Annotated in this window: 1 protein-coding gene; it reads left to right on the top strand. The window is 51.0% G+C overall.

What is annotated here, in order from left to right; genetic code table 11:
* Nucleotides 1–282 precede the first annotated feature (282 nt).
* Nucleotides 283–453 (top strand): hypothetical protein, encoded by a 171-nt coding sequence (locus tag ACYVRA_RS08425; RefSeq protein ID WP_461252278.1) that lies wholly within the window; start codon nt 283–285, stop codon nt 451–453.
* Nucleotides 454–547: the final 94 nt, after the last annotated feature.

Genomic DNA, 547 nt, shown 5'->3' on the forward strand with positions numbered 1-547 from the left:
CGCGGTGCCGGACGGCGCGGTGGACAAAATCAGGGCCATAGAGGGCGTAATCATGGCGCGGGTGATCACTAAATAATTGCCGCCGCTATGTAACATTATGCCCTTATGGATAAGTCTAACATATTCTATAGGGCCGGGTGTTCGGGGACGGTGTAATATTATTGTAAAAAAAGTTGAAAACGGTTGCGCCCGAATACTATATTTTATTGTGGGTGTTGCGGTTAGCCGCGCAGCGATAAGTTCGCAGTATTTATATAATCTTAAACCGGAAGGAGCAGTTTTATGAAAAAGCTGTCTGTTGTTGCCGTTGCAGTCTGTTTGTTCGTAGGGTCGTCGTTCGCCGAGTGGGGCAAGTTCGGGGTTATTGAGGATGGGTCGGCGGAAGCTAAGTTCGGGATTTACGGGGGTGACGCGATGGCGCTGTATATCCACCTGTCTCTTATACACATCTAGATGTGTATAAGAGACAGGAGATGAAGGGGTCGTAGCCCGTTACCTCCATGCCGAGCGCGGCGGCGTCGTTGGCCACCATCACGCCTATCGCGCC

Source organism: Treponema sp. R8-4-B8, from assembly GCF_054786175.1.

Coding starts and splice junctions, on each gene's coding strand:
- ACYVRA_RS08425 (WP_461252278.1), top strand. CDS start 283: ATGAAAAAGCTGTCTGTTGTTGCCGTTGCAGTCTGTTTGTTCGTAGGG.